The organism is Thalassococcus sp. (assembly GCF_982780845.1).
Window position 1 is genome coordinate 50,593 of sequence record NZ_CEYADA010000017.1, and the last position, 6,107, is coordinate 56,699.

8 protein-coding genes are annotated in these 6,107 nt (G+C 59.1%); 3 read left to right on the forward strand and 5 right to left on the reverse strand.

Features of this window, described 5'->3' with window-relative positions; all coding sequences use genetic code 11:
* Window positions 1-6 precede the first annotated feature (6 nt).
* Together ald and AC4FIA_RS16410 are read left to right on the forward strand one after the other, a co-directional pair.
* Window positions 7-1,125 (forward strand): alanine dehydrogenase, encoded by a 1,119-nt coding sequence (gene ald, locus AC4FIA_RS16405; RefSeq protein WP_490366729.1) that lies wholly within the window; start codon window positions 7-9, stop codon window positions 1,123-1,125.
* Window positions 1,126-1,183: 58 nt separating this feature from the next.
* Window positions 1,184-1,537, forward strand: coding sequence for a YigZ family protein (locus tag AC4FIA_RS16410; RefSeq protein ID WP_103909377.1), 354 nt, complete (start codon window positions 1,184-1,186; stop codon window positions 1,535-1,537).
* Here AC4FIA_RS16410 and AC4FIA_RS16415 read toward each other — a convergent pair.
* A complete protein-coding gene (locus tag AC4FIA_RS16415; RefSeq protein ID WP_490366730.1) occupies window positions 1,534-2,421 on the reverse strand; it encodes a cation diffusion facilitator family transporter in 888 nt (295 codons plus the stop codon). The two genes, AC4FIA_RS16410 and AC4FIA_RS16415, sit on opposite strands and share 4 nt — an antisense overlap.
* Before the next feature lie 107 nt (window positions 2,422-2,528).
* Window positions 2,529-2,963 (reverse strand): MarR family winged helix-turn-helix transcriptional regulator, encoded by a 435-nt coding sequence (locus AC4FIA_RS16420; RefSeq protein WP_490366731.1) that lies wholly within the window; start codon window positions 2,961-2,963, stop codon window positions 2,529-2,531.
* Window positions 2,964-3,066: 103 nt separating this feature from the next.
* Here AC4FIA_RS16420 and AC4FIA_RS16425 point away from each other — a divergent pair, with 103 nt between their 5' ends.
* Window positions 3,067-3,495 (forward strand): organic hydroperoxide resistance protein, encoded by a 429-nt coding sequence (locus AC4FIA_RS16425; protein ID WP_490366732.1) that lies wholly within the window; start codon window positions 3,067-3,069, stop codon window positions 3,493-3,495.
* Window positions 3,496-3,564: 69 nt separating this feature from the next.
* Here AC4FIA_RS16425 and mscL read toward each other — a convergent pair whose 3' ends face one another.
* The 3 genes from mscL to AC4FIA_RS16440 form a co-directional block, all read right to left on the reverse strand.
* Window positions 3,565-3,996, reverse strand: a complete 432-nt coding sequence (gene mscL / locus AC4FIA_RS16430) for a large conductance mechanosensitive channel protein MscL (RefSeq protein WP_490366733.1) — start codon at window positions 3,994-3,996, stop codon at window positions 3,565-3,567.
* Between the two features lie 144 nt (window positions 3,997-4,140).
* Window positions 4,141-4,590 (reverse strand): YtoQ family protein, encoded by a 450-nt coding sequence (locus AC4FIA_RS16435; protein ID WP_488049905.1) that lies wholly within the window; start codon window positions 4,588-4,590, stop codon window positions 4,141-4,143.
* An 89-nt stretch (window positions 4,591-4,679) separates the two neighbouring features.
* A partial coding sequence (locus tag AC4FIA_RS16440; protein WP_490366734.1) for a phenylalanine--tRNA ligase subunit beta occupies window positions 4,680-6,107 on the reverse strand: 1,428 nt, incomplete at its 5' end.

The following is a 6,107-nucleotide window of genomic DNA, read 5'->3' on the forward strand; positions in this document are numbered from 1 at the left end:
GACGCCATGAAAATCGGATGCCCAAAAGAAATCAAACCGCAGGAATATCGCGTCGGCCTGACACCCCACGCCGCAGCGGAAGCCGTCCAGAACGGTCACGAGGTGATCGTGGAAACAGGTGCTGGCGTTGGCGCGGGGTTCACGGACAACGAATACACGGACGTTGGCGCGACCATCGCGGACACCGCTGCAGAGGTGTTTGACGCCGCCGATCTGATCGTAAAGGTCAAGGAACCGCAGGCTGTCGAACGCAAGATGCTCCGCAAAGGTCAGGTGCTCTTCACTTACCTGCACCTTGCCCCCGACCCCGAGCAAACCAAAGACCTGATGGAAAGCGGTGCGACCTGCATCGCCTATGAAACCGTGACCTCGGCCCAAGGCGGTTTGCCGTTGCTTGCCCCGATGTCCGAGGTTGCAGGCAAGCTTGCCCCACAAATGGGCGCTTGGGCGCTGCAAAAGGCCAATGGCGGCATGGGCGTTCTGATGGGCGGCGTACCTGGTGTCTTCCCTGCCCGTGTCGTTGTGATCGGCGGTGGCGCGGTTGGCACGCATGCGGCCCGCGTGGCCGCAGGTATGGGCGCCAACGTGGCCGTGCTCGACCGGGCCCTGCCCCGCCTGCGTCAGTTGGATGAGCTGTTCGGGGATCAGTTCAAAACAGTCTACGCCAATCCGGCGCTGACCGCCGAACTGGTAAAAGAGGCCGACATGATCATTGGCGCAGTCCTCGTGCCCGGTGCCGCCGCCCCCAAGCTGGTCAAACGCGAACAGCTGGCCACTATGAAACCCGGCGCGGTTTTGGTGGACGTGGCAATCGACCAAGGCGGCTGCTTTGAAACCTCGAAACCCACCACCCATGCCGATCCGATCTATGAGGTCGACGGCGTCATTCATTACTGCGTCGCCAACATGCCGGGCGCGGTGCCGCGCACGTCAACGCTCGCCCTTGGCAATGCCACACAGCCCTTCCTTATGGCGCTGGCGAACAAGGGCTGGAAACAGGCGCTGAGGGATGATCCGCATCTGGCAAACGGCCTGAACGTGCACGACGGCCAGATCACCTGCGCGCCGGTGGGCGAGGCTTTGGACCTGCCCGTCACGCCTTTGGACAATGTTCTGAACGGCTGAGTCCTACCCCGAGCCTTGACACAGGGGCGTGCGAGCATGCATCGCTCGCCCCATGACTTTGACCATTCTAGAAAACGTCCTGAACGACCGCGGGTCGCGCTATGCCGTGGCGGGCGGCCCTGCTGCCTCCAAGGCCGAAGCCGAAGCGCTGATCAAAGAGCTGAAAAAGAAAAAGAAGTTCGCCAAAGCGACGCATAACAGCTGGGCTTTGCTGACCGACGACGGGCCCGTCAAAAACGATGACGGTGAATCCGGTGCAGGCATGGTTATCATCCGCATGCTGGAACGCGAGAACCTGCAAAACCACCTGATTGTCGTGACCCGCTGGTTTGGCGGCGTCCACCTGGGCGGCGACCGCTTTCGCCACATCCAGACATCCGTCAACGCCTATCTGGACGATCTGAAGCGTTAAAGAACCACGATGCCTGTGTGTTTGGCGTGATCTTCCGGTTCCACGTGGATGGTCACGATGCATTCTTCCAGATGCTTTTTCAACGCCACTTCGATGCGGTCGCAAATTTCATGTGCCGCAGTCACGGACATATCGCCCGGCACCACCAGATGGAAATCCACGAATGTCGCGCGACCAGCCACACGGGTGCGCAGATCATGCGCCTCTACCGCGCCTTCGGCATGATCCGAAATCAGATTGCGCAGGTCGGCCAGTTCATCTTCGGACACGGATTCATCCATCAATCCGGACAGGGACGATGCAATAACATGCCAACCGGACCACAGGATGTTCAGCGCCACCAACGCGGCCATCAGCGGATCCAGCCAGTACCAGCCTGTCGCCACGGCCGCCGCGATCCCGATGATCACCCCAATCGACGTCACAACGTCTGTTTGAAGATGCTTTCCGTCTGCGCTAAGCGCAGGGGATTTCAACGCCTTCCCCTTGCGGATCAACACAAGCGCCCAAGCACCGTTGATCACGCTGGCTACCACAACGATCGCCGAACCAAGCCACGGCTGGGTGATTACCGCAGGTTCCCAGAAACGCCCCCACGCTTCGTGCAGGATCAGCAATGCCGCGATGACGATCATCACACCTTCCAGAACCGCCGAAAAGAATTCGGCCTTGTGGTGTCCATAGGGGTGCGAGGCATCCGGAGGGCGCGCCGCGACACGCACAGCGACCAGCGCTGCTATGGCCGTGGCCACGTTGACGATGCTTTCCAAGGCGTCTGACAGGATCGCCACCGAGCCGGTAAAGAACCACGCGGCCAGTTTGACCACCAGCACAACGGCCCCCACCACGACGGACCCAAGGGCAATACGCTGTGCCTGTGTCATTCTGGTCTCCGTCGTCTCGGCGTCGGCGCCGTCTTAGTCAATGGGGATGCATGGGGCAAGGCGACAGATCGACTTTGCCAACAACTGCGCGGGAAAAGGTACAATCCTTATCCGCCAGTGGCTCGCAGCTTATCCGCGACGGCCAACACCTCGGCCCTCAGGCGTTGTAGCGTTTCGATGTCCAGTCCGGTCTTTTCCAAGATGCATTCGGGGATATGCGCGGCCTTGGCCTCAAGCGCGGCGCCCTTCTCGGTCAAGGCGACGCGCACTTGGCGTTCATCCTTGGGATCTCGGCTGCGCTGCACAAGCCCAGCGGCCTCAAGACGTTTCAGCAACGGCGTCAGTGTGCTCGAATCCAGTTGAACCTGCTGACCGATGCCGCCCACGGTCAATGGCCCGTCCGATGACCACAGGGCACTTAGAACCAGATACTGCGGATAGGTCACGCCCAGGTCTTCAAGCAACGGGCGGTAAGCCTGCTGCATCGCATGCGTCGCCGAGTACAGCGAAAAGCAGAACATATCCGAAGGTGCGAGTGCCATGTCCCCAATTTATATCGCGCGCGATTTTTACGCAAGAGATTGACATTGCGGCTATGCGACATACATAGTGCATAAGATTAAATCGTGCACAAAGGAATATATCATGTCCGTCGACACAAAATACTGGACCGAAGCCCATGCAACTGGCGGTGGCCGCAACGGGCTTACCAAGCTGAAAAACGGCATGCTGACCGTCACCATGACCAGCCCGAAAGAACTGGGTGGTTCCGGTGCGGGCCATAACCCCGAAGAGCTGTTCGCGATGGGCTATGCGGCTTGTTACCTTGGCGCGATGCGTTTTGCGGCGCAGAACGAAAAACTGGGCACCGTTCCGGAAGATGCGACTGTCGACGCACATGTCGGCATCGGCCCCCGTAGCGATGGCGGTTTTGGCCTGAAGGTAAAACTGGTCGTTGAAATGCCGGGCGTCGACAAAGACGTGGCGGAAAAAATCGCCGAGCGCGGCCACTTCATCTGCCCCTATTCCAACGCGACACAGGGCAACATCGAAGTCGAAACCGAAGTCAAATAAGACGCCCCGAATAAAACGAAAAAGACCCGCCGCAATGCGACGGGTCTTCTTTTTTCCGAAGTAGACGACTTACTTTTTCAGCGAGTCGCGGATTTCCATCAGGATATCCAGCTCGGTCGGACCAGCCGGAGCCGCCTCTGCGGGCTCGTCCTCTTGCTTCATTGCTGCGTCTTTCATCTTGTTCACCCACTTGACCAGAACAAAGACGACGAACGCGATGATCAGGAAGTTGATGACCGCCATCAAGAAAGAACCGTAGGCGAAAACAGCTGCGCCAGTTTCGCGTGCTGCTTCGAGGCTTGCGCCTTCTGCAACGTCACCCGACAGAACCGCATAGTTGTTGGTAAAGTCCACGCCACCCATGAACAAACCGATGATCGGGTTGATCAGGTCGCCGACCAGCGATGTCACAATCGCTGTGAAAGCTGCGCCGATGATGATACCAACAGCCATGTCCATGACATTGCCCTTGGCGATGAAAGCCTTGAATTCGTTAAGCATTCCCAGTGTCCCCACATTTAAACATGCCGTTTTTCGATACGGCTGGGGCAAGCATAGACAAGTTCGAATATCTGTCAGCGGGAATTTTCAAAAAGATGCGTCAAAAAGTGGCATTCGTGATGGAATGCCACTTTGGTCGCGTCGTTAACCGGGCAGAGATCCCGTCAGAACATAGCGCAAAATCTCGACGACCTCTTCGGGTTCGCGGGCAACGGCCTGCGCGGCAGCGTTGACTTCTTTCAACGCGTGATCGTGCTGTTCGGGTTGAAGGATAATCATGGATTTGCCCAAAGCGGCTGCAAAACCCGCATCAAAGGCGGCGTTCCACTGTTTGTATTCGGTGCCGAAACGGACAACCACAACATCCGCATCCTCGATCCCCTTGCGGGTGCGGATGCTGTTGACCAACGCGCCTTTGCGATCGTGCCAGAACTTTTTGTCTTCGCCGCCAAGGATCGCGACACCACAATCATCCGAGGCTGCGTGATCCGTCACAGGCCCCGAGAACGTCACGTCCAACCCTTGCGCGCCGCTGATAATGCGCTCGCGCCAGTCTGTGTGGATTTCACCCGACAAATATACGTTCAGTCCCATGTGCTCGCCTCCTATTCCAGTGTTGGCTTGAAAGCTAACCCATGACGGGCTGAAGGCAACCGCGCGTTTCGGCGCGGCCGCCTGAACCTTTAGCCGCGCAGCGTACCGCCGGTGGCTTTGGTGACCTTTTCCACGATCTTGCCAGCAACGGCTTCGATCTCTTTTTCGGTCAGTGTCGCGTCTTTGGGCTGCATCCGAACGGTGATGGCCAAGGATTTTTTGCCCTCGCCCAGCGAACCACCGATGAATTCGTCAAATAAGCGCACGTCTTCGATCAGTGCCTTATCCGCACCAGCGGCGGCATTCACCAGATCCAGCGCCTGAACGTCAGCGTCGACCACAAAGGCAAAGTCGCGTTCAACCGGCTGCAAGTCAGACAGTTTCAGCGCAGGGCGCGTGGTGACTGTTTTCTTGGGCATCGGAATTTCCGCAGGCCAGATGGTAAAGGCCACGGCGGGCCCTTTCACGTCCATTTCCTGCAGGACTTTGGGATGGACTTCGCCGAAGATGCCCAGAACCTTTTTCGGACCCAGACACATCACGCCGTGACGGCCCGGATGCCACCATGCCTCGCCCGTGCGCAGAATCTGCATCTTTGCAGGGGCACCCATGGCGGCCATCAGCGCCTCGGCATCGGCCTTGGCGTCGAACACGTCGACCGCGCGGGATGCGCCGTGCACATCTTTGGGCGCGGTCTTACCGACCAGCAGACCCGCCAGCATCAGCGTCTGTTCACCCGGTTCACCACCAGCAAAGACGTGCCCCATTTCGAACAGCGCCAGATCGGCAAAGCCGCGCGACTGGTTACGCGCTGCGGCCTGCAACAGACCGGGCAGCAGCGACGGGCGCATGTGGCTCATTTCAGACGAAATCGGGTTCGCCAGCATGGTCGCATCATCACCACCGCCGAACAGCGTGGCCGAGGCTTTGTCGATAAAGCTGTAGGTGACGCATTCGTTGTAGCCCAGCGCTGCAGCGGTCCGGCGCCCGGCCTGTTCACGCTTTTGCAGCGGCGACAGGATCGGCTTGGGAACGCCCGCATTGATGCGCGCCAGAGGTTTGCCCTGAAGCTTGGTCAGGGACGCAACGCGCGCGACCTCTTCCACCAGATCGGCCTCGCCCTGAACATCGGGGCGCCACGACGGAACAGACGCCATATCGCCATCCAGTTCAAAGCCCAGCGCGCTCAGAGTCGCACGCTGTTCTTCTGCGGGGATTTCCATACCGACAAGGCTGACAACGCGGTCTGTGTCCAGCTTGTAGGCGCGGGAATGATCGGGAACAGCACCGGCAATCACAACCTCGGATGCCTCGCCGCCTGCGTGATCAAGGATCATGCGGGTCGCGTGTTCGATGCCAATCGGCGTCCATGCCGGATCAATACCGCGGTCAACGCGATACCGCGCGTCCGAATTGATCTTAAGCGCGCGGCCGATCTGGTGGAAGAGGTCGCGCGCGTTGCGTCCCTGACCAAGCTTCATGGCACACCTCTGGCGCGCATCAATGCGGGCGTTCCC

Coding starts and splice junctions, on each gene's coding strand:
- AC4FIA_RS16425 (WP_490366732.1), top strand. CDS start 3,067: ATGTCCGTCGACACAAAATACTGGACCGAAGCCCATGCAACTGGCGGT.
- AC4FIA_RS16415 (WP_490366730.1), bottom strand. CDS start 2,421: ATGACACAGGCACAGCGTATTGCCCTTGGGTCCGTCGTGGTGGGGGCC.
- AC4FIA_RS16435 (WP_488049905.1), bottom strand. CDS start 4,590: ATGGGACTGAACGTATATTTGTCGGGTGAAATCCACACAGACTGGCGC.
- AC4FIA_RS16420 (WP_490366731.1), bottom strand. CDS start 2,963: ATGGCACTCGCACCTTCGGATATGTTCTGCTTTTCGCTGTACTCGGCG.
- mscL (WP_490366733.1), bottom strand. CDS start 3,996: ATGCTTAACGAATTCAAGGCTTTCATCGCCAAGGGCAATGTCATGGAC.
- ald (WP_490366729.1), top strand. CDS start 7: ATGAAAATCGGATGCCCAAAAGAAATCAAACCGCAGGAATATCGCGTC.